The 1,288-nt window shown below is 56.7% G+C and carries 1 protein-coding gene; it reads right to left on the bottom strand.

What is annotated here, in order from left to right; all coding sequences use genetic code 11:
* Window positions 1-54: 54 nt before the first annotated feature.
* The coding region (locus tag QLG12_RS07150; protein WP_282474221.1) for an IS481 family transposase at window positions 55-1,288 on the bottom strand (1,234 nt) is incomplete at its 5' end.

The following is a 1,288-nucleotide window of genomic DNA, read 5'->3' as shown; positions in this document are numbered from 1 at the left end:
TGTAGAGACCGGTACATCCTTTACACATTAGACCGGAGACATCGTTTACACCTTTTACAGGCTTGATACGCGGTTGGCACCGCGCTCAAGCCTGCCTAAACAGAAGTTGCAAAGGTACAACTCCCACACGTCATCAGCCACTTCCTTCAGCGCGATATCCTCGCCGATCAGCGCCTCGCCCAAAAACATTCGTTGCCCCTTCCACTTGAACTCGCCGTTCGAACGAACCTTGCGCACCTCAACATCAGGGCCGTATTCGACCGCAGGCAAGTAGCCCGGGTATGGGCGCAACGAAGGTCTGTAGACGGAAGCCGGCGGCTTCATGCCCAGTGCGGTATGTGGTCGATCATGGTTGAAGTCCTGGACGAATTCTTCAAAGGCCAGTTGCTGGCGCACGAGATTTTCCGCAGGTGTCCGCAGTACCGCTGCTTTGAGAGTGCGGTGCATCCGTTCGTGTCGACCGTTCTGGTCAGGACGCCCTGGCGTAATTGTCTCGATGTGAATGCCATGCCTGATGAACCAGACGGACAGCTTCGACAGCCGCGCCAAACCTGTGGATGCGAAAGGCGCTCCGTTATCGGTGCGGATTACGTCTGGCAATCCAAACTCCCGGAAAGCCCATTCGAATCCCTGTCGCGTCGGCTCAGTGTGCGTGCCGGGCAGCGCCCGGCAGAGCAGCAGATAGCGGCTCATCTGATCGGTAATGGTCAACGGATAGCACCAATTGCGGTCCTGCATCCTGAACTGCCCTTTGAAGTCGGCACACCATGTCTGGTTGGGCCCATCGACTGGGCGCAAATGCGTCGGGGCACGCGGGCGCAAAGGATAGGGGCGCCGCGCAACTACCAAACCTGCCTTCTTCAACCACTCCCCAGCAGTACTCGCGGCCGGCCATGGAATCTGTGGATCGGACTTTCGCAGGCGATCAATGATCTGTTTGGGGCCTCGATCGGGATGCTCGTTTTTCCTGGCCAGCAATGTGGCGATGATTTCATCCGGGGTTTGATGAGGGCAGTTCAAAGGCTTGCGGGATTGCTCTTTCAAACCATCCACGCCAAGCGCTGCGTACCGATCCAGCCATTTGTCGACGGTTGGACGGCTGACACCGTAACGCCGGCTCAATTGGCTTTTGGTGTAGCTGCCACTGAGCCAGTCACTGACTAATTTCACTCGTTGATCCATCGGGGACTCTTGATTCCAGGGCATGGTCAGCACCTCCTGACCATGATTGATACCTGTAAACCATGTCCCCGGTCTCAAACGTAAAGGATGTACCCGGTCTTTACCC

It is taken from the genome of Pseudomonas sp. V88_4, assembly GCF_029967985.1.
Lineage (GTDB): Bacteria > Pseudomonadota > Gammaproteobacteria > Pseudomonadales > Pseudomonadaceae > Aquipseudomonas > Aquipseudomonas glycinae.
Note: the sequence above shows the minus strand (reverse complement) of the source record. Positions and strands in the feature narration are given on the sequence as shown.